Origin of the sequence: Kribbella sp. NPDC050241, from assembly GCF_044459685.1 — a bacterium.
Taxonomy (GTDB): Bacteria; Actinomycetota; Actinomycetes; order Propionibacteriales; family Kribbellaceae; genus Kribbella.
Genome location: NZ_JBITJE010000006.1, coordinates 93,712 through 117,437 on the forward strand (window position 1 = coordinate 93,712; position 23,726 = coordinate 117,437).

Consider the following 23,726-nt stretch of genomic DNA (forward strand, 5'->3'; position numbering starts at 1 on the left):
TCCGCTGGTCCTTCAGCGCCTCCGGCACCACCATCCGCGCCGCCGTCGGCACCACCATCCGTCCCACCTACGGTCGCGCCACCGTCCGCCAGACCTTCGCCACCGTCGGACGAAGTCGTCATGTCGTCGTCGTTCAGACCCATTGTGCTGCTCCCTTCGCGAATGACCAGACGAGTGCCGGAGGGGCGAGCAGGGCACTCTGCGACCATCCTGTGCGCAAAGTGCAGGTGGACTAAACCCCTCGCGGGTTACGGCGACCAATCGGTTCGACGGCGAACGCCGCACGGCTCCGAACGGGGGTCAGGTCGTCAGGTCGCGCCACACCTTCGCGAAGGCGTCAGTGACGTCCTCCGGCCGGACGGCGATGCGCAGCCAGTCCGGTCCGAGGCCCGGGAACGTGTCACCCCGACGGACCGCGAATCCACGCTCTCGCAGGGCTTCCCGCAGTACGGCGCCTCCCTCGACATGCACCAGGACGAACGGTCCACGCGGCACGCCGTACGTCGGAACCGGACCGAGACTGTCGAGCAGATGGACACGTTGCCGGTCGATGTCCAGCGCGGCCTGAGCCGCTTCGGCGACCGCACGCTCGTTGCTGCAGGCAATAGCCGCGGCGAGAGCAGGAGTGGACACCGGCCAGTGTGGCTGCACAGCGGCCAGTTGTTCGACCAACCCGGCTGCCGCAAGCACATAGCCGACCCGGAGGCCCGCGAGTCCCCACGTCTTGGTCAGGCTGCGGATCACGACCAGACCGGGGATCGAGGCGCCGGCCAGCGACTCCGGCTCGCCCGGTACGGCGTCCATGAACGCCTCGTCGACCACCAGAATCCGGTCCGGCCGGGCCAGCTCGCGCAGGTCGTCGGCGCGGTGCAGTACGGACGTCGGGTTGGTCGGATTGCCGATGACGACGAGGTCAGCGTCGGCAGGGACCGCGCGCGGGTCCAGGACGAACCCGTCCTCCGGCCGTAAAACGACCCGGTCGACCACGTGCCCAGCCGACCGCAGCGCAGCCTCGGGCTCGGTGAACTGCGGATGAACGACGACCGCATGTCGCGGCCGGAACGCCCGAGCGATCAGCACGAACGCCTCTGCCGCCCCTGCGGTCAGCAGCACTCGGTCAGGCGAGACACCGTGGCGCGCGGCGACCGCTGCCACCGCTGCGTCCTGTCTCGGGTACGCCGCCAGGTCGCTCAGGCTGGCTGTGATCTCCTCGACCAGCCAGGCGGGCGGAGTGCCGGTCCGCACGTTGACTGCGAGGTCCACCAGGCCGTCCCCGACCTCGAGGTCCCCGTGATGATCCAGATCGAACCCATCCGCCACCCCAGGAGGCTAACCCGCTCGCAGCGATTCCGGCCGGGCAGTCCGCGCACCGGGCGTCAGCGAGGGCTCACGGTGTAGCGACGGTTCAGCAGCGACGGGTTGCGCCGCCGCACGTCGGTCAAGCGGTCGGCGGACACCTCAGCCACCGCGTACCCGTCTGCCTCTCCTACTGCGGTGAGCGCGATGCCCTGCGGGTCGATGACCTGGCTGAGGCCGCAGTACTTCTTGCCGTTCTGAGCGGCGGCTGCCACGTAGCAGGTGTTTTCCACAGCCCTGGCCGTGAGCAGAGTAGTCCAGTGGTGCTCCTTGAGCGGTCCGCGAACCCACGCGGCCGGTACGACGAGGACCTCGGCGCCGGCGTCGACCAGTGCGCGGGACAGCTCGGGGAAGCGCAGGTCGTAGCACGTCATCAGGCCCAGCGAGCGCCCAGCGACCTTCACCACGACCGGTGCGACATCGCCGGGAGTCAGCTGGTCCGACTCCTTGTAGCCGAAGGCGTCGTACAGGTGGATCTTCCGGTAGGCGCCCAGCAGCGAGCCGTCGGCGCCTACCGCCAGGAGCGTGTTGTACGGCCGGTGCTGGTCGCAGCTGCGCTCGAACATCCCTGCGACGATCGCCACGCGGTGCTCCTGCGCGCATTTGCGCAGTGTGTCCACGAACTCGCCGTCGAGCGCCTCGGCAGCCTCCCCGACCGATCCGCCCTCGACGGCGAAGTCGGCCATGATCGCCTCAGGCAGCACGACCACGTCCGGCTGCTCCCGCGCCGCATCGGCGACGACGCGCGTCACCAGGTCGCGGTTGGCGGCCTTGTCGTAGCTGCTGGCGGTCTGCACCACGGCGATCTTCACCCCTCCATGGTGCCGCAGAAGATCCGGACTTGAACCTCACGCCACGTGAGGACCTACGGTCGACGACATGGACACCGACGAGAGGACCTGGCGGGTCGGCGAGCTGGCGGAAGTCACCGGCCTCAGCGTCCGCACCCTGCATCACTACGACGAGATCGGCCTGCTGTGCCCGAGCGATCGGAGCGCGTCCGGCCACCGTCGGTACGACGCCGACGACGTCCGCCGCCTGCACCGGGTGGTCGCGCTGCGCGGGTTCGGGCTGACGCTCGCCGAGGTGGGGCAGATCCTCGACGGGGAACTGACGGATCCGCGGGAGCTGATCCGCAAACAGCTCGAGGTCGTCGAGGAGCAGCTCGCCGCCGCGTCCGAGGTGAAACGCAAGCTGCTCGGGGTCCTCGGTGGATTGGAGCGGGCCGACGAGCCGTCGGCCCAGGCACTTCTGGAACTGATCGAGGTGATGACTGCGATGTCCCGTGCACTGACACGCGAGGAATTCCAGGAGCTGGCGCAGAGCCGGCTCCGAGCCGTGGCCGACCTGACCGCTGCCGAGTTGGAGGCATTGGCCGAGGAGCGGAAGGAGGCGATCGCCGCGCTGACGCCCGAGGAGCGCGAGGTACTGCGAAGGAACCGAGAGGAGTTGATGCCGAAGGACTGACCCGGCGACACTGCTTCCGTGGACTTCGACGCGCTGGTGCTCGCTGGGGGTGGTTCGACCCGGTTCGGTGGAGTGGACAAGGCGATGCTGGTGCTCGACGGCGTGACGCTGCTGGACCGGGTGCTGACGGCAACTGATGCCGCCGTGTCGACCGTGGTGGTCGGCCCGGTCCGCACGACCTGCCGAGAGGTTGGCTGGACGGTCGAGGATCCACCGTCCGGCGGCCCGGTGGCAGGGATCGCGGCCGGACTCGCCCACGGCTCCGCTGCGGTCGTCCTGGTGCTGAGCTGTGACTTGCCGTGGCTGACGAAGGCCGACGTCGCGCGTCTCGTCGACGGTCTCGGGGACCATGACGGCCACGGGCTCCGGGATACCGACGGTCGTGTCCAGCAGCTCGCGACGGCGTACCGGCGTACCGCGTTGGCCGAGGCGATTCGGCGGATCGGCGATCCGCGGGACAAGTCGGTACGGCGGCTGGTGGCCGAGCTGGACCTGGTGTGGTCCGACCCGACTCGGGCCGGCGACGACGTCGACACCTGGGCTGACTTCGACGACTGAAAAACGTTCGACAGCACTTCTACTGTGAGGCTGTGGATGTTGTTGCGATGGTCGCGAGAGCCTGCCCGGACAGTCAGATTGCCGAGGTGGTCCAGCGAACCGGCGGACAACTGAGCACGGTCTTCGAGGTGCGGCGGACCGACGACGATCCGGTGATCGTCAAGGTCTACGCGCCCGAGTGGGCGTGGAAGCAGGCCAAGGAAGTACATGTGTACGGCCTGCTCGCCGCGGAGCTCGACGGGTCGATCCCGCGTGTCGTCCACGCCGAGCCGGCCGGGGAGTTGGACGCGTTCACGGTGCTGACCAAGCTGGACGGCGTACCACTGTCGGAGCTGAAGCCGCCGGACTGGCGGGCGACGTACGAGCAGCTCGGACAGTTGGCGGCGCGGGTGCATCGGACTCCGCAGCCGGCGTACGGGTATTTGACCGACCGGATCCTTGATCCGTTGCCGGACAACGATCAGTACATGCGGCGTCAGTTCGCCAAGAAGCTCGGGGAGTTCGAGGAGCTCGGCGGGGATACGGCGTTGCGGGAGAAGATCCGCGGGTATGTCGACGAGCGGTCCGGACTGTTCGCGGCGAATCAGGCGGCGACGTTGTGCCACAACGATTTCCACGAGGGCAACGTGCTTGTGGATCCGGTGACCTGGCGGGTGACGGGGTTCATCGACGTGGAGAACGCGATCGCTGCCGATCCGTTGATCGATCTCGCGAAGACCGTGTCGTACTCGATCCACGACGACGCGGACAAGCTCGCCGGCCTGGTCGACGGGTACGGCCCGCTGCCGGACGACTGGCAGGAACGCGTGCTGCTGTATCGCATCTACCACTCGCTCGAGCTCTGGGACTGGTTCGCCTCAATAGGCGAGACCACTCACCTGAACAGCATCGCCGCCGACCTCGCCGAACTCGTCACCACCTGACAGCCCCACCTGACAGCTGACCGAGTACGTGCTCACCTCCTTGACCGTGGGCGTGGTCGGTAGCTGAACGCGGACTCGGTCGGCACCTGAACGCGGACGTGGTCGAAGCTGACCGCGGACGGGGCGGGGGCTGGGCGCGGACGGGACCGGGGGCTGGGGCTGGGCGCGGACGGGGGCGGGGGTTGGGGTGGTTGCGCGGGTACGGTGTGGGGCATGCGAGCTGTCGTGTGTGAAGGTGCCGGTGGGATCGAGGTTCTGACGGTTGGCGAGATTCCGGATCCGACCCCGGCCGTCGACGAGGTCGTCATCGACGTCGTCGCCGCGGGCGTGAACCGGGCCGACCTCCTGCAGCGGCAGGGGTTCTATCCACCGCCGCCGGGCGCACCCGGGACGATCGGGCTCGAGGTGTCCGGGACGATCTCCGAGGTCGGGTCCGAGGTCGAAGGTTGGTCCGTCGGCGACGAGTGCTGCGCGTTGCTCGCGGGTGGCGGGTACGCCGAGAAGGTCGTCGTACCGGCGCCGCAGGTGATGCCGATTCCCGACGGACTCGACCTGATCAGCGCGGCCGCACTGCCCGAGGTGGTCGCGACGGTGTGGTCCAACGTGTTCATGACCGCGCACCTGAAGGACGGCGAGACGCTGCTCGTCCATGGCGGCGCGTCCGGCATCGGCACGATGGCGATCCAGCTCGGGGTGGCGCACGGCGCGCGCGTACTGACCACGGTCGGCAGCGTGGACAAGATGGAGTTCTGCACCCGGCTCGGCGCGGACGTCGCGATCAACTACAAGGAAGCCGAGTGGGCGTCGGTGGTGAAGGAAGCGACGGCGGGCGCCGGCGCGGACGTCATCCTCGACATCATCGGCGCGAAGTACCTGACCGACAACGTGAAGTCCCTCGCGTACGACGGCCGCCTCGTGGTGATCGGCATGCAGGGCGGTGCGAAGGGCGAGCTCGACCTGGGCCGCCTGATGAGCCGCCGCGCGCAAGTCATGGCAGCCGGCCTCCGTCCCCGCTCGGTCGCCGACAAGGGCCGCATCATCGCGGACGTCGTCGGCCACGTCTGGCCCTTGATCGCCGAGAAGAAGGTGCGCCCGATCATCCACACCACCTATCCCCTGGCGCAGGTGGCCCAAGCCCACCAGGACCTCGAAGACTCCACCCAACTCGGCAAGATTCTCCTCACCACCTGACCCCCTCCCCATCTGGCTGGCTGACCCATCGGACGGTGGGTTGGCCCACGGCACGCCGCTGGCTAACCCACGATCTGCCTGGCTAACCCACCAGAGGCGGTCGGTCGCCGTGGTGGGTTAGGTGGTCGGTCGCCGTGGTGGGTTAGGTGGTCGGTCGCCGTGGTGGGTTAGGTGGTCGGGAGGTTGGCGGCCAGCCAGTCGGGGTCGGGGGCGACCAGTTGGATGACGTCGAGCCAGCTGCCTTCGGGGTCCCGCACGAAGAAGTGTCGCTGGCCGAACACCTCTGTCACGGGCTGCGTCTCGAGCGGAACGCCTGCCTCCGTGAGCGCAGCGGCAACCTTGTCGGCGTCATCGACGACAAACCCGAAGACATTCGTGCTCTCGGTCAGAGCGGACACGGCCGCAGGGACCGTCGTGTGGCCGCGCTGACAGATGGCAAGCTCCCAGTCCGCCTCACCCCGGCGCACGGTGATGAACCAGCCGAGGTCGATCGCGATCTGCAGGTCGAAGTACTGCTGATAGAAGGCGGCGACCTCCGCCGGACGGTCGGTGACCACGGTCGCGCCGAATGCCGCGGGTTGCATACGCTCTCCTGACTACTACAGTTGTTGTTGTTATGTACGACAGTTGTAGTGGATACCTGCTAACCTGTCAACCATGCCCCGGAACCCGGAACGCCGTACTCAGCTCGCCGACGCGGGCCTCGCCGTCCTCGCGGAGGCCGGCGCCCGCGGCCTGACCCACCGAGCCGTCGACGCCGCGGCCGGACTCCCTGCCGGTACGGCGTCCAACTACTTCCGGACCCGTGATGCGTTGCTCGGCGCCCTCGGCGAGCGGATCTTCGAGCGACTCGCGCCGGACGAAGCAGTACTCGAACCGCTGGCGAAGCGCGAGCCGACGATCGACCTGGTCGTCGACTACTTCCGGTACATCGTCGAGCGCCTCCTCGGCCGACCCGAACTCACATTGGCCCTGTTCGAACTCCGCCTCGAAGCAGCCCGTCGGCCAGGACTGCACGAGATCCTGTCCCGCACGCTGAGGCAGGGCTTCGACGCCGACGTCTCGTTCCATGTCAACGCCGGACTGCCCGGCGGCGCCGAGGAGGTCCGCCTACTCCACTTCGCCATCGAGGGCCTCGCACTGGACCACCTGACCCCGGGAACAGGCCGCCCGTACGACGTCGACGCCGTCACCACCCGACTAGTCCGCCGCCTGATCCGCGCGGACTGAGTGGGCCACTCACAGGAGCCGGCCGGCGGACTGAGGGCGCCGCTCCGAGGAGCCAGCCGGTCGGCGGGGCCAGGCCAGTTGACCGGAGGATACCGAGTATGCATACTCAGTATCCATGTCGATCAAGCACGGTTTGCTGGCCTTGCTCCGCGAGGGGCCGAAGTACGGGTACCAGTTGCGCGGGGAGTTCGAAGCAGCGACCGGTGCGACGTGGCCGCTGAACATCGGGCAGGTCTACACGACCCTCACCCGGCTGGAGCGCGACGGGCTCGTCCGCGCCGCGTCCGGCGAGGCCGAGGTGGACGGCCGGTCGATGTACGAGATCACCGACGCCGGTCAGGCCGAGCTGGCCAAGTGGTTCGAGACCCCAGTGACACGGGAGTCGCGGCCACGCGACGAACTGGCCATCAAGCTGGCGCTCGCACTCTCGGTGCCGGGCGTGGACGTCAGTGCCGTCGTCCAGCGACAACGCATGTCGACCATGCAGTCGCTGCAGGAGCTGACGCGGCTGAAGCGCGGCGGCGGTGAGATCTCCTGGCTGCTGGTCCTGGAGTCGATGATCTTCGGCGCTGAGGCGGAGATCCGCTGGCTCGACCACTGCGAGGCGATGCTGTTGCGCCACCGGGCCGCCGGTACGACGCGGGCCGCGAAGCCGAACACCACCGACGTACCGGACCAACAGGAACACCACACGGGGGCCAAGAAATGAACGTCATTCTCGACATCCGGAATCTCACCAGAACCCATGGCCAGGGCGAGCAGGCCGTCCACGCACTGCGCGGTGTCGACCTGGCCGTGCCGGCCGGAGAGCTCGTCGCGGTCATGGGTCCGTCCGGCTCGGGCAAGTCGTCGCTACTCACGTGCGCCGGCGGCCTCGACCAACCCACCTCCGGCGAAGTCCTTGTCGACGGCAACGATCTCGCCACCCTGAGCCGCAACGCCGTCGCCGCCCTGCGCCGCCGCCGGATCGGCTACGTCTTCCAGGACTTCAACCTGATCCCCGCCCTCACCGCCGCCGAGAACGTCGCTCTCCCACTCGAACTCGACGGCACCCGCTCCCGCACTGCCCACAAGTACGCCGAAGCAGCCCTCGCGGAGGTGGCCATCGGTGACCTGGCCGACCGATTTCCCGACGACATGTCCGGTGGCCAGCGCCAGCGCGTCGCGATCGCCCGCGCGATCGTCGGCGAACGCCGCCTCCTGCTCGCCGACGAACCCACCGGCGCCCTGGACTCCGAGACCGGCGAAGCGGTCCTCCAGCTCCTCCGTGACCGTTGCGACCAGCACGGCATCGCCGGCGTCCTGGTCACCCACGACGCCCGCCACGCCGCCTGGGCCGACCGCGTCGTTTACCTGCGCGATGGCGTGCTGGTAGGCCAGTCCGGGCCGCTGTCCGACGCCGACGCGCTGCTGCAGGAGAGCCACTGATGGGCGGCTGGCGCCCGCCGCTGCGCATCGCTCGCCGTACTGCCAGGAAGTCGCTCGGCCGGACGTTCCTGGTCGCGGCGCTGATCGGTCTGCCGGTGCTCGCGGCGACCTGGATGGGCGTGATCTTCAAGACGTCCAGCCCGGAAGGCGAAACGCTCGCCAACATCACCCTCGGCCAAGCCGATGCGCAACTCACCGTGACTCAGTACGCCAAGCTCACAAAGCTACCGGGCTCGCCCTTGCTGGAGATGGGCGAGCCGCCGCCGGCCGCCGGCGCGGAGGAACCGGTCAGGACGCCCGGCAAGTTCGATCCGCTGCGACTGCTGCCGCCTGGGACCACGCTGGCCCGCCAGTTCACCGACAGCGGCACCGCGGAGATCCACGGCCGCGACTCGAAGACCTCCGTCAGCGTGGTCACCGGTGACGGCAAGAGCCCGCTGACCCAGGGCACCGTGAAGGTCGATCAGGGCCGGCTGCCCGCGACCGCGGACGAGATCGCGATCTCGCCGGCACTCGCCGACCGCCTCGGAATCAGTGGCCCGACCGGCACGGTGGTGAGCGCGAGCGGTCAGAGCTTCACCGTGGTCGGGATCGCGCGCAGGATGACGCTCCAGGGCGCCGAGACGATCTTCGCCACCCCCGACACCAGCCTGGCCAGGCCTGATCCGACCATCTCCGTGAGCTACCTGGTCAAGCTGCCCGCCGGCGCCGACCCGGACGCGCTCGTGCCACAGCTCATCGACCACGGCATGCTGTTGTTGCCGAGAGCAAACATCGTCGACCCGCCGCCGAACCCGTACGGCACGGGCAGCACGGACATCGGCCCCTACGCCGCGATGGCCCTGATCATCGGCTTCGGCGTGCTCGAGATCGTTCTTCTCGCAGGTACGGCGTTCGCCGTCGGAGCCCGCCGGCAGACCCGGGAACTCGGACTGGTGATGGCGACCGGCGGTACTCCGCGCGACGTCCGGCGGATCGTACTGATGCAAGGACTGTTCGCCGGTCTGGTCGGTGTGGTTGGCGGACTCGTCACCGCGGCCGTGCTGGTCCTCGCCGGCGAACCACTGTGGGAGAAGCTGACCGGAGCGGTGTTCACCGCCTGGCAGGTCCCGTGGCTGAACGTCGGACTGATCGCACTGCTCGGTCTGGTGGCCGGTCTGGCGGCGGCCGTCGTACCGGCGCGGAGTGCTAGCCGGCAGTCGCCGGTCTCGGCGCTTGCCGGGCGGTTCGCCGTGAGTGCGAAGCAAGCGCGGATCCGGAAGCCTGCGGTCGTGCTGCTGGTGGCCGGTATCGCGTGCGTGTTCATCGGCAGTGCCCTGATCGCCGCGGCATTGCAGGAAGCGCAGCGAGCCGTGACACCGGAGGACCCGTACCGGGCAACGGTCACACCGACCGGTCCGATCGCTCTGGTGCTGCTGGGGATCACCGCGACCATCGCCGCACTGGTTTGGATGCTGCCGAGTCTGGTCGGGAAGTTCTCGCGGCTCGCACGCGTGCTGCCGCTCAGCGCACGGCTCGCGGTCCGGGACGCCGCCAGGCACCGCCACCGCACTGGTCCGGCCACGGCCGCGATCATGATGGCCGTGGCTGGAACAGCGGCCGTCGCCTTCGCAGGATCCAACGCGATCGCGGCCGAGGCGAAGACCTACACGGCGGACGCACACAACGGCGACGCGTCGATCCGCTTCGGCACCGGCGGCACGGACTCGGTGCAGTACTCCAGCAGCACGGCAGAGCGCGTCGGTGCACTGCTGCCGGTACGACACCAGTACGAGCTCGGCACGGTTTCGTTGCCCGAGGCAAAGGCCAACGAGTACGGCTACATCCCGCAACTCTTCGCCGCCAGCGGGCAGACCGAGGGATCCACGTCGTACGGCCTGCTCGCGGTCGACCCGGCGTACATCGCCCGCTTCGGCGAGTACGGCGCCAAGGCCGCCGCAGAACTGCGGGCCGGGAAGGTGATCCTCCCGCTCGGCACGCTCGGTCCTGGACAGAAGACCGAGGTGAGCGGCGAAGGCGAGTCCGGGCAGGAGCAGATCGTCGGCACCCTGGTCGCGGCGTACGCCGCGAACCCGCCAAGGGTCAGCTACCTGCAGCAGAGCGCCCTGATCAGCCAGGACGCGGCCCGCAAGCTGGGCAAGATCTCGGTGTACCAGGTCCACTACGAGCTGACCCGCGAGCCCACGAAGGACGAACTGGGCGCAGTCGCGAGGTTCCTGGGCAGCGACGAGATCCTGCAGGTCGAGCGCGGCTACCAGAGCCCCGCACGGCTCCTTCTGCTCGGCATCCTCGGAGCCGCGACTGTGGTGACCCTGCTTGGAGTAGCGATCTCGGTGTCGCTGTCCGCTGCCGAAGGACGGGCGGACCTGGCCACGCTGGCCGCGATCGGAGCACAGCCGCGCCGACGGCGGAACCTGGCGGCAGCACAGGCCTGGGTGCTCGGACAGCTCGGCTGCCTGCTGGGTGTCGGCGTCGGCGCGCTCTACGGCTACACGGCACACGCTGCGTTCGGTGCACCGCACTTCATGGTGCCCTGGGCGGAACTCGGCGGCATCGTGATCGTCGTACCGCTGTTCGCCGGGTTGCTCGCCTGGCTGATGACGCGTTCGCGCCTCCCCATGGTCAGCCGGATCGACTAGTGCCCTGCGCTAGGCGCACGCAACGGGGGACGGCGGTGTGCTTGTGACCCTCCATCGGCCGCAAGCACACCGCTGGTAGACCACCAGGCCGTCGCTGACCTGATGGGAGGACACCACGCTCCAGTGGTGGCGATGGACATCGATTCTGGTCGTCATGCGTCCATCGTGATGTAATGCCATTATGCATCTCAACCCTTACGGCGCCGATGCGGTCCTGCTGGCGGTCAACCTCGTCACCCGGCCGGCGACCACACCCGAGGAACTGGCCGAGCGCTGCGAGGAGAGCGGTGTCGAGAACCGATTGGTTCGCGAGCGCCGCGTCACCGCCGCCGACCTGGCCGCCGTCCGGATCGCCCTGGACGAGTGGCTGGAGGTCGTGGACGCGACGGACGAGCAGAGTCGCGTCGGTCTGGTCAACGCGATGCTGGCCAAATACACCGAGCATCCGCGGCTCACCAACCACGCAGGCGACGGCTGGCACGTGCACTACCGGCCTGACAAGGTGCCGGTGGGACGCCTCGTCGCGACCCTGATCAGCACGGGTACGGCGCTCCACCTGGCGGGCCGCGGGATCAGTCGCCTGGGACGCTGTGCAACCGACGGATGCGAAAACGTGTACGCCGACCTGTCGCGGACCGGCCGGCAACGCTACTGCAGCCCCGCCTGCGCGAACCGGGACGCGGTCCGCCGGCATCGCGCCCGTGCGTCCTAGGCAGCGCCGCGTGTCCTCGGCATCCAGCACTCGGATCGTCAGGCGCGCGTCGGCCCCGGACCGGCCGATCTAGGATGGGGAAATGACCGACAGCAGCGAGGGCCAGGAAGTTCCGATGGCCGGGGCACGGACCGAGGACGGCAAGGTGCTGATCGTCGGGCCGGACGGCATGGCCGTCGAGGGGCCGCCGCGCTCCGACAGCGACCACGACGAACCGCGGTCGGTGACCGAACTGGTCGAGCAGCCGGCCAAGGTGATGCGGGTCGCGAACATGATCCGCAACCTGCTCGAGGAGGTGAAGTCCGCACCGCTGGACGAAGCGTCCCGGCAACGGCTGAAGTCGATCCACGAGGCCTCCATCAAGGAGCTCGAGAGCGGACTGGCGCCGGAGCTGGTCGAGGAGCTGGAGCGGCTCAGCCTCGACTTCACCGACGACACCGTGCCGACCGAGGCCGAGCTGCGGATCGCGCAGGCCCAGCTGGTCGGCTGGCTCGAGGGTCTGTTCCACGGCATCCAGACCGCCTTGTTCGCGCAGCAGATGGCAGCCCGGCAGCAGCTGGAGGGCATGCGTCGCGCACTGCCCGGCGGACAGCAGCTTCCCGCCGAAGAGGCGCCCGGCTTCCCCGGTGCACCACAGGCAGGCAGCACCGACGGACCCGGCAGCGGCGGGATGTACCTGTAGTCCCTTGTGTCAAAGGGTGAAACAACTCAAGACCGGAACAATTCTTCGAGGACGGCGGCGACGCCGTCCTCGTCGTTTGCGGGGCACACCTTGTCCACCACCGCCAGTACGTCGGGATGCGCGTTGGCCACCCCGTACGACGTACCGGCCCACGCAAGCATCGGCAGATCGTTGAGCGAGTCACCGAAAGCGATCGACTCGGCGGCCGAAATCCCTTGCACAGCAGCGAAATCGGCCAGCATCGCGGCCTTCGACACGCCGCTCGCGGAGATCTCCACCAGGTTGGTGCCGCCGCTGTGGCTGGCGGTGACGCGAGTGCCGACCACCGGCGCGACCCGCGCGAGCAGTTCGTCGGAGTGCCAGCTCGGATGACGGACGAGCAGCTTCGCGGCCGGCTCGGACAGCAACACCTCGACGGCCGCCACGAGCGCATCGTCGGGCACCGGCCAGCGATTGACGTAGTTCGGCTCCTGTCCGTAACGGTCCGATCGCTCAATCGCGAACTCCACTTCGGGAATCTCGGCCCGGATCGCCTGCGCCACCTCGAGTGCGACGCCCGGATCGATCAACCGGGTCCGGATCGCCGTGCGCCGCACGACGTCGTACAGAATGGCGCCGTTGGCAACTATTGCGACTCCGTGATCGCCGACCAGGTCGGACAGGTCGTGCAGCCAGCGAGGTGGCCGGGCGGTGACCATCACGAAAACACTTCCGGCCTGCTGTGCCGCGAGCACCGCCGACCGGGTCCGGTCGGAGATCGTTCCGTCACTGCGCGCCAACGTTCCGTCGAGGTCGGTGGCGATCAGCCGGGGCAGGCGGAGATGCTGGGATGCCGTCACCCGACCCACCGTATCCGGTGGCCTCATTACTCCTCCGACCGCGTTCTGCGCAAGCGAATGGACGTCGGTTTCAGAGGTTTCTGACCAATCTGATTGAGCTTTTGACAACGTCACCAGACCGTTACGGCAGGATGCTGCAAAGGCAGCAAGTTCCCCTGCGCAGCCCCGAGGACGCGTGATTTCATGCGGTGTCTGGCGGGGAACCGGGGGCGATTCGGCCGCGTCGTACGTCTGTTCTGGATCAGCGCGACTGATGCCGCCCACCGACCCTGAAGCACACAAACGCCGGGAAACCGTTGCGGAATTGGCTGCAACCAAAACCACAGCGGCGGCGTCAACAGTTATGGATCGGTACGTCCTTTACGGGACGACACGGTGGATCGGCAAACAGTTCGTCGGTCCATCAGTTAGTGGATCCACGTGATCGGGCGGCATTCATCGCTCGTTCATTCGGGTCCTGATGACTTGGGGAGCCACGATGACCGTCAACAGCGCCAATCTAGCCGGGCCGGGGGGCACTAGCGCCCGAGCGGCTGTGGACATATCTTCCACCACGGAAGGGGCAACGACCGGATGCATCGCCCGGTCGGACATCTTCCAGCACCGCTTGATGGAAGAGCCGCCGCCCGCATCCGCCACCCGCCGCACCCGCGAGCGGTACGAACAGCTCGTCCGCGAGGCCAAGACCCTCTGTGCCTCGTGCCCGCTGTTCACCGACTGCTTGTACAGCGCAGTTGCCGAACACGACGTGAGCGGTTTCGTCGCCGGAACCACTGCTGCACAACGCCGTTCGATCCGGAACCTGCTCGACGTCGAGGTGCAGGCCGACGACTTCGACCAGCTCGCCGGGGCCCGCGGCACCCGCCGGCCGGTCAGCCACGAAGAGGTGCTGCGGCTGCGCACGCAGTACCCCAACGACAGCCTGGAGTCGCTGGCCATGCGGCTGGGATGTTCGCTGTCGACTGTCAAGCGCCACCTGCGCCGCGCCCGCCGCGGCCAGAGCCCGGCCGCCAAGACGCCGCGCCCGCGCCCGCAGGTCAGCGCCGTGCTCGACGCCTTCGACACGGTGGTCGACCAGCAGCTCCAGCCGCGCCGGACCGGCGGTAGCCGCGTCGCCTGATCCGGTCTTCGGCCCGCCAGCGGACGATCGGACACTGAACGCGAAGGCCCGGAAACCCTGTGTACAGAGGGTTTCCGGGCCTTTCGGTTGCTGAGAGCAAGTTGCGCCTGCCAAGCCTTTCGATGCTGGTCGAAAGGGTCAGAACCAGCGGTTGAGGATCGCGGCGACGCCGTCGTCCTGCACCGACTTGGTCACCTCGTCGGCGGCCACCTTCACCTCGTCCGGCGATGACCCCATCGCGATCCCGCGGCCGGCGTACGTCAGCATCTCGATGTCGTTGCGTCCGTCCCCGATCGCAAGCAGGCCGTCCGGCTCCAGCCCGAGCTGCGCCAGCGCCACCTTCAGCCCGGTCGACTTGTCCACGCCTTCCGGCGCGATGTCGAGCCACGCGGTCCAGCCGACGAAGTAGCTGACGCCGTGCAGACCGAGCCGTTCGGCGAGCTGGACGAAGTCCGCCTCGGACTGCTCCGGGTCGCGGATGATCAACCGGGTCACGGGCTCCGGCGCCAGCTCGTCGGCGCCGACCACGCGGATCTGCGCGCCGATCCCGAGGTCGCCGTCCGGGAACGGCGCGGTGACCAGGTAGCTGCCGTCGTGCTCCTCGACGGCCATCCGGGCGTTCGGCGCGTACTTGCGCACCGACGCGATCACCGTCGTCGGGTCGAAAGTCCGCTCGTCCACCACGCGGCCGTCCGGGTACTCGAGTGTGCGCGCACCGTTGCTACAGACAACGAATCCGCCGGTGGGCAGACCGAACCGCTCGGCCACCGGACGGGTGGTCGACCAGGCCCGGCCGGTCGCCAGGATCACCGGAACCTGGGCGGCCGTCCGCCGGACCGCATCGACAACCGCCTCGGACAGCTGTTCGTCGTGGTCGATCAACGTCCCATCGATGTCCAGAGCAACTACTGTCGGCGCGGCGGCCACGGGCCGCGGGCCGTTTGTCATCTGCCCACCGGTTCGAGGACCTCACGGCCACCCAGGAACGGGCGCAGGGCGGTCGGCACCCGGACCGAGCCGTCGGCCAGCTGGTGCGTCTCCAGGATGGCGACGATCCAGCGGGTGGTGGCCAGCGTCCCGTTCAGCGTCGCGACCGGCTGCGTCTTGCCGTCGGCGTCGCGGTGCCGGATGTTCAACCGGCGCGCCTGGAAGTCGGTGCAGTTCGACGTCGAGGTCAGCTCCCGGTACCGGCCCTGCGTCGGCACCCACGCCTCGCAGTCGAACTTCCGGTACGCCGAGATGCCGAGGTCACCGGTCGCGGTGTCGATCACCCGGTAGCACAGTTCCATCTTGTCGAGCATCTCCTTCTCCCAGCCGAGCAGCCGCTGGTGCTCGTCGGCGGCCTCGTCCAGGCTGCAGTAGGAGAACATCTCGACCTTGTCGAACTGGTGGACACGGATGATCCCGCGGGTGTCCTTCCCGTGCGACCCGGCTTCCTTGCGGTAGCACGACGACCAGCCGGCGTACCGGACCGGACCGTTCGACAGGTCGATGATCTCGTCCATGTGGTACCCGGCCAGCGCGACCTCCGACGTACCGGTCAGGTACAGCTCCGGCTCGTCGAGCCGGTAGACGTCGTCGTGCGCCGACAGGTAGCCGGTGCCGCCCATCACCTCGGGCTTGACCAGCGTCGGCGTGATCATCGGGGTGAACCCGTACTCGACCGCCTGCTGGATGGCCAGCTGCAGCATGCCGAGCTGGAGCAGCATGCCGGCGCCCTTGAGGAAGTAGAACCGCGAGCCGGAGATCTTCGCGCCGCGTTCCATGTCGATCGCGCCGAGCAACTCGCCCAGCTCGAGATGGTCGCGGGGCTCGAAGCCCTCGGCGGCGAAGTCGCGCGGCTTGCCGACCTCCTCGACCAGGACGAAGTCGTCCTCCCCGCCGACCGGGGCCTCGTCGGAGACCAGGTTCGGCAGGGCGCGGGCGAGCTCGTCGAAGCGGTTCCCGGCCTCGTTCGCGGCGGCCTCGTTCGCCTTCACCTCGGCGGCCAGCGTCTTGGTGCGCTCCAGCAGCGCGGCCCGCTCGTCGCCCTTGGCCTGGGCAACCTGCTTGCCGAGGCCCTTCTGCTCGGCCCGGAGCGCCTCGAAGGCGGAAATGGACGATCGACGCTCACTGTCGGCGACCAGAATCTGGTCGACCAGGTCAGCACTCTCACCGCGCTTGGTCAGGGCCGCGCGCACGACATCGGGGTTCTCACGGAGCAGTTTCGCGTCAATCACACGACGAGGGTATCGGGGCGTGTCAGAACCGGCGAAGTGTATTCGGGATGATGTGGTGGCAACACGTGATCATCGAGGGGGATTTGAGCGGGTCATGAGCCACCATCCACCCACTACCGTCGGCCGTGCGCTGACGGTCGTCCTGGGTGCGCTCCCGTTCACCGTGATCACCCTGCTGGTGGCCGGTGGCTGGCCGCCACTGCAGCGCTGGGACGAATCCACCGCCGCCCGGGCCGCCGCGTATGGCGCCGCCCACGAGAGCATGGTGGACGTCTGGCAGGTGGTCGGTGCGGTGGTTCTGCCGTGGACCTCGCGGGCAGTGCTCGTGGTCGTGGCGGCGTACCTCTGGCACCGCCGGGCTCGCCTGCTCACGGTCTGGCTGCTGACCTCCGCCGTCGCCGAACTGGTGCTGGTCCAGGTCTTCAGGGCGCTGGTCGAGCGGCCTCGGCCGGTGCCGATGCTGGCCGACGCCGCGGGCTTCTCGTACCCGTCCGGTCACGCGACCGCCGCGTTCGTGATGGCCGGCGCGCTCGGCGTCGTCCTGCCCTCGGTGCGCGGGTGGCGGCGACGGTTCCGCTTGCTGGTGCTGGTGCCGGTCATCGCGGTGGTGTGGATCGCGTCCGCGGATCGGATCGCGCTGAACGTGCAGTTCGTGTCGGACGTCCTGGGCGGATGGGCACTCGGCCTGGCGATCCTGACCGCCACCTCGATCGGCTTCGGGCTGCGGCCGGGACTCCGGCGACGCAGGCGTCGTACCCCGTCGGACGGCGACGGTACGACGACCCCGCCGCGGGCCGCCGTGATCGTGAACCCCATCAAGGTCGGCGATGGGGTGGCGTTCCGCCGAAAGGTGACCCGGGCGCTGGCGGTCCGCGGGTTCGACGACCCGCTGTGGCTGGAGACGCGGGTGGACGACGCCGGCAACGCGATGGCCAAGCGAGCGATCGAGAACGAGTCCGACCTGGTCCTGGTGGCCGGCGGCGACGGGACGGTCCGCGTGGTCTGCGCGGCGCTGGCGTACACCGGCATCCCGGTCGGGGTGATCCCGGCCGGCACCGGCAACCTGCTGGCCCGGAACCTGCACATCCCGCTCGACCTGGACGACGCGCTGGAGCGGATCCTGGAGGGCCGCGAGCGGCGGATCGACCTGGTCAAGGTGCACGGTGACGAACTCGACACCGACCGGTTCGCGGTGATGGCCGGGCTGGGGCTGGACGCGGCGATCATCTCCGGCGCGCCGCCGCATCTGAAGGCGCAGATCGGCTGGACGGCGTACCTGGTGTCGGCGGCGAAGAACATCAACCACCCGTCGGTGCGGGTGCAGCTCACGCTCGACGACGAGGAACCGATCGAGCGGCGGGTGCGCACGGTCGTGATCGGGAACGTCGGCATGCTGCAGGCGAACATCCCGCTGCTCCCGGACGCCCGGCCGGACGACGGCCTGCTCGACGTGGTGGTGATCGCGCCACGACGGGTGACACAGTGGCCGATCGTGCTCTGGCGGCTGATGACGCGGACGAACCGGACCGACATGTACCTGGAGCGGTTCACCGGGCGGAAGGTGGAGATCACCGCGGCGGTCGACGTACAGCGGCAACTGGACGGCGATCCGATCGGCCCCGGCCGGTCCCTGACCGCCGAGATCGAGCCCGGCGCCCTGCTCGCCCGCGTCCCGAAACGCCGCTGACGCGCCCCCGCGCCACCTCACCTCGCCCCGCGCGGTGGGTTGACCCACGAGAGTGTGGGTTGGCCACCGGCGTACAGCTGGCCAACCCACAGGGTGGTGGGTCAGCCCACCAGAAGGGGGCGGCGGTCGGAGGGTGCGGTGGCGTGCGCGGGTGCGGGGGCGGGGGCGCAGAGTGCGGTGGGGTGGGCGGGCGCGGTGGGTTGACCCACGAGAGTGTGGGTTGGCCACCGGCGTACAGCTGGCCAACCCACAGGGTGGTGGGTCAGCCCACCAGAGAGGGCGGGGGTCGGAGGGTGCGGTGGCGTGCGCGGGTGCGGGGGCGCAGAGTGCGGTGGGGTGGGCGGGGGCGGTGCGGTGGGCGGGCGGGGGAGCTAGTCGTCGACGGTGGGGCCGGATTCCTTGCGGAGGGTGTCGATCGCCTCTTCCTCTTCCGGCGACAGCTTCGCCTCGCTCGCGAACGCCTTGATCTCCTTGGCATACGTCCGCGCGTCCGCCCGGCTGTTGATCGACGTCAGTACGACGCCGTCGCCCTGGTCATCGAGCAACGCCATCGACCAGGACAGCTTGCCGCCGGTGTCGCCGAACGCGTCGTACCGGACCACGGCGAGGTGCTGCAGCGTCCCCCGCAGCTCCCCGCGGGTCACCTCAAGCTCCTTGCCCAGCTTCTTGAGCTCGGACCGGACCGTGCCCTGCTTGGCCTCCGGCTGGTGCGGCTGAGGTTCGGCCTCCGGGGTCGGTGTGGCGGGCAGTCTGGACGATCTGGACGTACCGGACTGCGTTCGGAGGGCCTGGATGGCGAACACCAGGGCGAGCACTGCCACGAACAGGGCGGCGATTCCGAGAGCACCGGCTAACGTCGAAGACACGCACGAGAGCCTAAGGCATCGCGTGGTATGTCTGAGTACTCAGGCGATTGCGGAGAGTGCGTGGCGTTGGTTCATCGGTGGACCGGACGAGGTACCACGGCCGGGCGCCACGTAGATTCACGGCGTGACACATTTGCCTGATCAAGGTCCACAACCGGGCGTCCACGACCTCGGATACGCACGGCTCGACACCGACCGGCTGGAGCGCACCGGCGACGCCGAGGTGGTCTACGGAGCCGGCAAGACGCCTGCCCAGATAGTGGAACTGCTGCGTACGCTGCACGAGACCCACCCGGATCACGCCGTACTCGCGACCCGGCTGAGCGAGGAGGCCCAGGAAGCGGTCGCCGCGGCGCATCCGTCCGCAGTGGTCGACCCGGTCGGCCGTACGGCGGTCCTCGGTACGCCGCCCGTCCTGCGCGGCACCGTGGCGGTGGTGTCGGCAGGTACGTCGGATGCGCCGGTAGCGGCCGAGGCGGCGACGACGGCTCGGGTGTTCGGGGCCGAGGTGGATCTCATCACCGATGTCGGTGTAGCGGGGCTGCACCGCGTGATGGGTGTTCGGGAACGGCTCGACGCGGCCGACTGCCTGGTAGTGGTGGCCGGCATGGAGGGCGCGCTGGCCAGTGTCGTCGGCGGACTCGTCGGCGTACCGCTGGTCGCCGTACCGACGTCGGTCGGGTACGGCGCCTCCTTCGGTGGGGTGGCGGCGTTGCTGGCGATGCTGAACTCGTGTGCGCCTGGTGTGTCCGTGGTGAACATCGACAACGGTTTCGGGGCCGGTGTGTTCGCGGCCCGGGTGGCGCGGCGTGCGGCTCCGCGGGAAGCGAAGGAGCAGTCATGAGGATTGCCTGGATCGACTGCTCGGCCGGCGCCTCTGGCGACATGCTCCTCGGCGCGTTCCTGGACGCCGGTGCCGACCTCGGTGTGGTCAACACCGCGGTCGCCGCGGTGGACCCGTCCCTCTCGGTGACGCTCGAACGCACCGCGCGCCACCAGATAGCCGCCGCCAAAGCCACCGTCCGCGTAGACGGCACTCCCCACCCGGAGAACAGCCCGGCCGGCCACGGACATGGTCACGGCCACGGCCACGAGGAGCCGGCTGGTGATGGCCATCAGCACACTCGGCCTTGGGCGGAGGTGCGCCGGATGCTTCAGGAGGCCGCGCTGGATGGGGCAGTTCGGGATCGGGCGTTGGACACGTTTGCCCGGCTGGCCCGGGCCGAGGCGGCCGCGCACGGGGTGTCTCCGGATGAGGTGCATTTCCACGAGGTCGGTGCGTTGGACGCGATCGCGGATATCGTCGGCGTCGCGGCGGCCTCGGTGGCCCTCGAGATCGACCGCGTCGTGGTGTCGACGATCGCGCTCGGAGGTGGGCGGCAGGCGCGCGGGCAACACGGCGGCATCCCGATTCCGGGTCCGGCGGTGCTGCACCTGTTGTCCGAGGCCGACGCACCGGTGATCGGCGGCACAGCGCCGTACGAGATGACGACGCCGACCGGAGCGGCGCTGCTGGCCTCCCTCGCGGACGATTTCGGGCTGCTGCCGGCGATGCGGATCGAGCAGACCGGTGTGGGCGCGGGCGGCCGTGACCCGGTCGAAGTGCCGAACCTCGTGCGCGTGGTGGTGGGTGAGGCGATCGACGGCCAAAGCACCGAACTCGTCTACGAGACGAACGTCGACGACCTGGACCCGCGGATCTGGCCGCAGGTGCTCGCCCGGTTGATGGAGGCCGGCGCGGCCGACGCGTGGCTGACCCCGATCCTGATGAAGAAGGGACGGCCCGCGCACACCCTGTCGGTCCTGGTCGGCAGCGCGAACGCCGAAGTGGTCCGCTCCGTGATCCTGGCCGAGACCTCGGCGATCGGGCTGCGTGAGTTCGCGATCCGCAAGCATGCCGCGGACCGCGAGTTCGCCAGCGTCGACGTCGAAGGCCAGCGCATCCGCGTCAAGATCGCCCGGTACGGCGGTCAGGTGGTCAACGTCCAGCCGGAGTACGACGATGTGGCCGCCGCCGCGTCGAATCTCAAGAAACCCGTCAAAACCGTGCTGGCCAAGGCGATCGCGGCCGGCCACGACCTCTGGAGCTGAGGCTCAGCGACCGCTGTAGGGAGGGGCGAAGAACACCAGCAGGGCCAGATCCTCGGTCACGTCGGTGAACCGGTGCTCCTCTCCGGCCGGCACGAACAGCACGTCGCCGGGACCGACCGCCTCGGTCCCGCCCGGCGTCACCAGGGTCGCCCGGCCGGTCGTGACGACGTAGATCTCGTCCTCGTGGTGCGGTGCCTGGTCGTCCAAGCCGCCGGCTGGGATCGAGTAGGTGCCTACGGACATGGCCGAGGTCCGCAACTGTTCCACGTAGTCGTTCGGCTCGCGGCGTACGAAGACGCCCGCCCCCACCAGTTTCTTCATCCAGGGAGACTAGTGGTTTGCTGCGGCACGGACTTCGACTTGCGGCGCGGCCAGTCGTACGGCCACCACTGCGCCCCGCCCCGGCGGGCCCAGATGATCAGGCCGACCAGGACCGCCAGCTCGACGGCCGGGCAGATCGTGTCCCGCAGCCTTGCGCTGAACCACTCCAGTGAGTCGGACAGGCTCGCCGCCACCTGCCGAGCGTTCGGATCGCGTCCGGGCACGTAGGCGATCGCGAGCATGGTCGTCCGGACCACCATCAGCCCGTCGACCTTCGACGCGGCGACCGCGGCCAGCGCGACCCAGGCGATCAGGTCGTACCAGGGCAGCGAGTACATCGCGGTCAGGATCCACGCGATCGCGTAGATCGCCGTGTACCGGATTGCGGCCGGCGTCGGGTCGTCCGGGTGGGTCTGTGGGACCAGCGACTTCGGGAACACCTGCGTCAGCAGGATCGCGACCACGATCAGGCCGACCCAGGCAAGGATCGCCAGGACCGTCCGCACCAGTCCGTTCGGCAGGAACAGGGTGAAGAAGCTCAGCAGCACCTTGTGCGGTGTACCGGTGGAGATGAACGACGTCTGCGAGCGGGCCTGCTGGAACGCCTGCAGGCCGACGAACGCGTACAGACCGCCCATCGCGAGTGCGCCACCACCGCAGAAGATCGCGGCCTTGCGCCGGTCGTGGTGCAGCGCCCAAAGCATCGCCACACCGACCAAGCCGATGGACAGCTTGGTGCAGCCGGCGACGCCGATCATGATGCCGGCCCAGAAGATGTGGCGCCGGAACAGCACCAGCGCGATCACCGCGAACATCACCGCGATCGCGTCGTTGTGCGCACCCGCCAGAACGGTCCACAGGATCAGCGGGTTGGCCAGGCCGAGCATGATCACGCGGCGCCGGTTCGGCAGGTTGGGGCCGACCAGCTTGACCAGCAGCAGTCCGGTGACGACCAGGCTGATCGCGACCGACAACTGCAGCATCCACACCGTCAGTTGCATCGAGTCGCCACCGATCAGCGACGACAGCCACTGGACCCAGGTCGCGATCGGGCCGTACACGCTCTTCGCGCCCTGCCAGGGCCGCTCGGTCGCCGCGATCACCGGGTCGTACCCGAGCCGGATCGTGTCCGCCGGCGCCGTCGTGTACGGGTCGCCGCCGAGCGACATGATCCGCCCGTACGCCGCATAGATCAGGACGTCGCCCGAGGCCATCGGCGGGACCAGCGTGATGGCCGCCGTCGTACCGATGCCTAGGGCAATCAATCGGTCGACCCGTGGGGCCCAGCCGTTCTTCAGGGCCTTGGTGGCGAGGAAGACGCCGTACCCACCGAGGAGGATGGCCACGTAGATCATCACCGTGACGAGCCAGTCGTTCGGCTTCGTGTCCCACCAGTACGACGGGAGCCACGCGTGCCGGTTCGTCAGCGTCAGCACGACCACGGACGGACCGAGCAGGCCGGCGCCGACGATCAGCGCCGTACAGGCGAGGTAGAGGGCAACGGCCCAGCGGCCGTAGCGATTGCCCAGCCTCTGGTCGATCGTCGCGTCAACGGTGTCCGGGGTGACGTCTGGCGTGCTCATTGCCCCGACTTCCGCGGGAACAGGCTGCGGAGCGACGGACCGCCTCCGTCGGCGGGCAGGGCGCTCCGCGCGGCCAGGGCGCGACGGACGTGCAGGTACTGCTTCGCGCGGTGCAGCTGGCCGCGCAGGTCGGTCCCGGTGGCCCGGTGCCGGACCTCGATCGGGACCTCCAGGATGCGGAACCCCTTGCGGCCGAGGTCGATGCTGAGCGCGGTCTCGACGCCGAACCCGGCGGCCAGCGGGACCGCGGAGTCGAAGGCGGCCCGGGTCAGGCATCGCTGCCCCGACAGCGGCTGCTCCGGCGCCCAGCCGGTCGCCTCCTCGACGCCGGCACGAGCGAGCCGTACGACGAACCCGTGTCCGCCGGCCTTGGACCCGTCGGCCCGGACCTGCGCCGGCAGGGTGCCGATGGTCATGTCCGCCGTACCGTTCTGCACCGGCTCGATCAGTGGCGCCGCCGCGGTCGCGGAGTCGGTCAGGTCGGCGTCCAGGAACAGCAGGTGCCGGGGCCGGGCCCCGTCACGCGCCGCGACCGCCGCCGCCCCGGTCTCCATCGCCGCCGCCTTCCCCCGGTTCCGGTCGTGCCGTACGACGACGGCTCCGGCGCGCTCGGCGGCTCCCGCCGTACCGTCCGCCGAGCCGTCGTCCACGACCACGACCAGGTCCACCCCGATGATCTTGTGCACCGCGTCCACGGTGGCCGCGATCCGGTCCGCTTCGTCCTTCGCCGGGATCACACAGGCGACGGCACGCTCGAACGGCTCGGAAGGCAGGTCATGACCGGACACAGCACCGCAGCCTAGTTCCTCCACAG

At 69.2% G+C, this 23,726-nt stretch carries 24 protein-coding genes; 14 read left to right on the forward strand and 10 right to left on the reverse strand.

Annotation, left to right across the window (positions count from 1 at the left end):
• Positions 1-300 precede the first annotated feature (300 nt).
• Positions 301-1,320, reverse strand: a complete 1,020-nt coding sequence (gene cobC, locus ACIBG5_RS27205; RefSeq protein ID WP_396394273.1) for an Rv2231c family pyridoxal phosphate-dependent protein CobC — start codon at positions 1,318-1,320, stop codon at positions 301-303.
• A 56-nt stretch (positions 1,321-1,376) separates the two neighbouring features.
• Positions 1,377-2,168 carry a carbon-nitrogen hydrolase family protein gene (locus tag ACIBG5_RS27210; RefSeq protein ID WP_396394274.1) on the reverse strand — a complete coding sequence of 264 codons (792 nt, stop codon included), beginning with the start codon at positions 2,166-2,168 and terminating at the stop codon, positions 1,377-1,379.
• A 67-nt stretch (positions 2,169-2,235) separates the two neighbouring features.
• Here ACIBG5_RS27210 and ACIBG5_RS27215 point away from each other — a divergent pair, with 67 nt between their 5' ends.
• From ACIBG5_RS27215 to ACIBG5_RS27230, 4 genes are all read left to right on the forward strand, one after another.
• On the forward strand, positions 2,236-2,823 hold the full coding sequence (locus ACIBG5_RS27215) for a MerR family transcriptional regulator (RefSeq protein ID WP_396394275.1): 588 nt from the start codon (positions 2,236-2,238) through the stop codon (positions 2,821-2,823).
• Positions 2,824-2,841: 18 nt separating this feature from the next.
• Positions 2,842-3,381: a molybdenum cofactor guanylyltransferase gene (locus ACIBG5_RS27220; RefSeq protein ID WP_396394276.1), complete on the forward strand. Its 540-nt coding sequence runs from the start codon at positions 2,842-2,844 to the stop codon at positions 3,379-3,381.
• A gap of 32 nt (positions 3,382-3,413) precedes the next feature.
• Positions 3,414-4,304 (forward strand): phosphotransferase family protein, encoded by an 891-nt coding sequence (locus tag ACIBG5_RS27225; RefSeq protein ID WP_396394278.1) that lies wholly within the window; start codon positions 3,414-3,416, stop codon positions 4,302-4,304.
• A gap of 213 nt (positions 4,305-4,517) precedes the next feature.
• On the forward strand, positions 4,518-5,495 hold the full coding sequence (locus tag ACIBG5_RS27230; RefSeq protein WP_396394279.1) for an NAD(P)H-quinone oxidoreductase: 978 nt from the start codon (positions 4,518-4,520) through the stop codon (positions 5,493-5,495).
• A 167-nt stretch (positions 5,496-5,662) separates the two neighbouring features.
• Here ACIBG5_RS27230 and ACIBG5_RS27235 read toward each other — a convergent pair whose 3' ends face one another.
• Entirely contained in the window at positions 5,663-6,079 is a 417-nt protein-coding gene (locus tag ACIBG5_RS27235; protein WP_396394280.1) for a VOC family protein, read from the reverse strand.
• Between the two features lie 73 nt (positions 6,080-6,152).
• Between ACIBG5_RS27235 and ACIBG5_RS27240 the strand changes: the two genes are divergently transcribed.
• The 6 genes from ACIBG5_RS27240 (at position 6,153) to ACIBG5_RS27265 (ending at position 12,186) form a co-directional block, all read left to right on the forward strand.
• Positions 6,153-6,725, forward strand: a complete 573-nt coding sequence (locus tag ACIBG5_RS27240; protein WP_396394281.1) for a TetR/AcrR family transcriptional regulator — start codon at positions 6,153-6,155, stop codon at positions 6,723-6,725.
• A gap of 115 nt (positions 6,726-6,840) precedes the next feature.
• Complete coding sequence (locus ACIBG5_RS27245; RefSeq protein ID WP_396394282.1) at positions 6,841-7,434, forward strand: PadR family transcriptional regulator; 594 nt, start codon at positions 6,841-6,843, stop codon at positions 7,432-7,434.
• Entirely contained in the window at positions 7,431-8,153 is a 723-nt protein-coding gene (locus tag ACIBG5_RS27250; RefSeq protein ID WP_360437491.1) for an ABC transporter ATP-binding protein, read from the forward strand. The genes ACIBG5_RS27245 and ACIBG5_RS27250 overlap by 4 nt, the downstream gene beginning before the upstream one ends.
• Entirely contained in the window at positions 8,153-10,792 is a 2,640-nt protein-coding gene (locus ACIBG5_RS27255; protein WP_396394283.1) for an FtsX-like permease family protein, read from the forward strand. The genes ACIBG5_RS27250 and ACIBG5_RS27255 overlap by 1 nt, the downstream gene beginning before the upstream one ends.
• A 181-nt stretch (positions 10,793-10,973) precedes the next feature.
• On the forward strand, positions 10,974-11,504 hold the full coding sequence (locus ACIBG5_RS27260) for a CGNR zinc finger domain-containing protein (protein WP_396394284.1): 531 nt from the start codon (positions 10,974-10,976) through the stop codon (positions 11,502-11,504).
• Positions 11,505-11,586: 82 nt separating this feature from the next.
• On the forward strand, positions 11,587-12,186 hold the full coding sequence (locus ACIBG5_RS27265; protein ID WP_396394286.1) for a bacterial proteasome activator family protein: 600 nt from the start codon (positions 11,587-11,589) through the stop codon (positions 12,184-12,186).
• A gap of 26 nt (positions 12,187-12,212) precedes the next feature.
• Here the strand turns inward: ACIBG5_RS27265 and ACIBG5_RS27270 are convergent, their stop codons facing one another.
• A complete protein-coding gene (locus tag ACIBG5_RS27270; RefSeq protein ID WP_396394287.1) occupies positions 12,213-13,025 on the reverse strand; it encodes an HAD family hydrolase in 813 nt (270 codons plus the stop codon).
• A gap of 478 nt (positions 13,026-13,503) precedes the next feature.
• Between ACIBG5_RS27270 and ACIBG5_RS27275 the strand changes: the two genes are divergently transcribed.
• Positions 13,504-14,145, forward strand: a complete 642-nt coding sequence (locus ACIBG5_RS27275; protein WP_396394288.1) for a WhiB family transcriptional regulator — start codon at positions 13,504-13,506, stop codon at positions 14,143-14,145.
• A 138-nt stretch (positions 14,146-14,283) separates the two neighbouring features.
• Here ACIBG5_RS27275 and ACIBG5_RS27280 read toward each other — a convergent pair whose 3' ends face one another.
• Positions 14,284-15,093 carry an HAD family hydrolase gene (locus tag ACIBG5_RS27280; protein ID WP_396394289.1) on the reverse strand — a complete coding sequence of 270 codons (810 nt, stop codon included), beginning with the start codon at positions 15,091-15,093 and terminating at the stop codon, positions 14,284-14,286.
• The gene (serS, locus tag ACIBG5_RS27285; protein WP_396394290.1) at positions 15,090-16,364 is read right to left on the reverse strand and encodes a serine--tRNA ligase; all 1,275 of its coding nucleotides are present in this window, start codon (positions 16,362-16,364) and stop codon (positions 15,090-15,092) included. Before serS ends, ACIBG5_RS27280 begins: the two co-directional genes overlap by 4 nt.
• A gap of 94 nt (positions 16,365-16,458) precedes the next feature.
• Here serS and ACIBG5_RS27290 point away from each other — a divergent pair, with 94 nt between their 5' ends.
• Positions 16,459-18,051 (forward strand): diacylglycerol kinase family protein, encoded by a 1,593-nt coding sequence (locus ACIBG5_RS27290; protein WP_396394291.1) that lies wholly within the window; start codon positions 16,459-16,461, stop codon positions 18,049-18,051.
• Between the two features lie 371 nt (positions 18,052-18,422).
• Here ACIBG5_RS27290 and ACIBG5_RS27295 read toward each other — a convergent pair whose 3' ends face one another.
• Positions 18,423-18,917, reverse strand: a complete 495-nt coding sequence (locus tag ACIBG5_RS27295; protein ID WP_396394293.1) for a DUF4446 family protein — start codon at positions 18,915-18,917, stop codon at positions 18,423-18,425.
• A gap of 124 nt (positions 18,918-19,041) precedes the next feature.
• Between ACIBG5_RS27295 and larB the strand changes: the two genes are divergently transcribed.
• Together larB and larC are read left to right on the forward strand one after the other, a co-directional pair.
• Positions 19,042-19,761, forward strand: coding sequence for a nickel pincer cofactor biosynthesis protein LarB (gene larB / locus ACIBG5_RS27300; protein ID WP_396394295.1), 720 nt, complete (start codon positions 19,042-19,044; stop codon positions 19,759-19,761).
• On the forward strand, positions 19,758-21,008 hold the full coding sequence (gene larC, locus ACIBG5_RS27305) for a nickel pincer cofactor biosynthesis protein LarC (RefSeq protein ID WP_396394296.1): 1,251 nt from the start codon (positions 19,758-19,760) through the stop codon (positions 21,006-21,008). The genes larB and larC overlap by 4 nt, the downstream gene beginning before the upstream one ends.
• Before the next feature lie 3 nt (positions 21,009-21,011).
• Here larC and ACIBG5_RS27310 read toward each other — a convergent pair whose 3' ends face one another.
• From ACIBG5_RS27310 to ACIBG5_RS27320, 3 genes are read right to left on the reverse strand one after another with little or no spacing between them, the layout of a single operon-like run.
• Positions 21,012-21,329, reverse strand: coding sequence for a cupin domain-containing protein (locus ACIBG5_RS27310; protein WP_393386406.1), 318 nt, complete (start codon positions 21,327-21,329; stop codon positions 21,012-21,014).
• Entirely contained in the window at positions 21,326-22,912 is a 1,587-nt protein-coding gene (locus tag ACIBG5_RS27315; protein WP_396394297.1) for a glycosyltransferase 87 family protein, read from the reverse strand. Before ACIBG5_RS27315 ends, ACIBG5_RS27310 begins: the two co-directional genes overlap by 4 nt.
• Positions 22,909-23,700, reverse strand: coding sequence for a glycosyltransferase family 2 protein (locus ACIBG5_RS27320; RefSeq protein WP_396394299.1), 792 nt, complete (start codon positions 23,698-23,700; stop codon positions 22,909-22,911). The genes ACIBG5_RS27315 and ACIBG5_RS27320 overlap by 4 nt, the downstream gene beginning before the upstream one ends.
• Between the last annotated feature and the right edge of the window lie 26 nt (positions 23,701-23,726).

Coding starts and splice junctions, on each gene's coding strand:
- ACIBG5_RS27230 (WP_396394279.1), top strand. CDS start 4,518: ATGCGAGCTGTCGTGTGTGAAGGTGCCGGTGGGATCGAGGTTCTGACG.
- ACIBG5_RS27235 (WP_396394280.1), bottom strand. CDS start 6,079: ATGCAACCCGCGGCATTCGGCGCGACCGTGGTCACCGACCGTCCGGCG.
- ACIBG5_RS27215 (WP_396394275.1), top strand. CDS start 2,236: ATGGACACCGACGAGAGGACCTGGCGGGTCGGCGAGCTGGCGGAAGTC.
- ACIBG5_RS27275 (WP_396394288.1), top strand. CDS start 13,504: ATGACCGTCAACAGCGCCAATCTAGCCGGGCCGGGGGGCACTAGCGCC.
- ACIBG5_RS27255 (WP_396394283.1), top strand. CDS start 8,153: ATGGGCGGCTGGCGCCCGCCGCTGCGCATCGCTCGCCGTACTGCCAGG.
- larC (WP_396394296.1), top strand. CDS start 19,758: ATGAGGATTGCCTGGATCGACTGCTCGGCCGGCGCCTCTGGCGACATG.
- ACIBG5_RS27260 (WP_396394284.1), top strand. CDS start 10,974: ATGCATCTCAACCCTTACGGCGCCGATGCGGTCCTGCTGGCGGTCAAC.
- ACIBG5_RS27280 (WP_396394289.1), bottom strand. CDS start 15,093: ATGACAAACGGCCCGCGGCCCGTGGCCGCCGCGCCGACAGTAGTTGCT.
- ACIBG5_RS27240 (WP_396394281.1), top strand. CDS start 6,153: ATGCCCCGGAACCCGGAACGCCGTACTCAGCTCGCCGACGCGGGCCTC.
- ACIBG5_RS27290 (WP_396394291.1), top strand. CDS start 16,459: ATGAGCCACCATCCACCCACTACCGTCGGCCGTGCGCTGACGGTCGTC.
- ACIBG5_RS27315 (WP_396394297.1), bottom strand. CDS start 22,912: ATGAGCACGCCAGACGTCACCCCGGACACCGTTGACGCGACGATCGAC.
- ACIBG5_RS27250 (WP_360437491.1), top strand. CDS start 7,431: ATGAACGTCATTCTCGACATCCGGAATCTCACCAGAACCCATGGCCAG.
- ACIBG5_RS27310 (WP_393386406.1), bottom strand. CDS start 21,329: ATGAAGAAACTGGTGGGGGCGGGCGTCTTCGTACGCCGCGAGCCGAAC.
- ACIBG5_RS27245 (WP_396394282.1), top strand. CDS start 6,841: ATGTCGATCAAGCACGGTTTGCTGGCCTTGCTCCGCGAGGGGCCGAAG.
- ACIBG5_RS27265 (WP_396394286.1), top strand. CDS start 11,587: ATGACCGACAGCAGCGAGGGCCAGGAAGTTCCGATGGCCGGGGCACGG.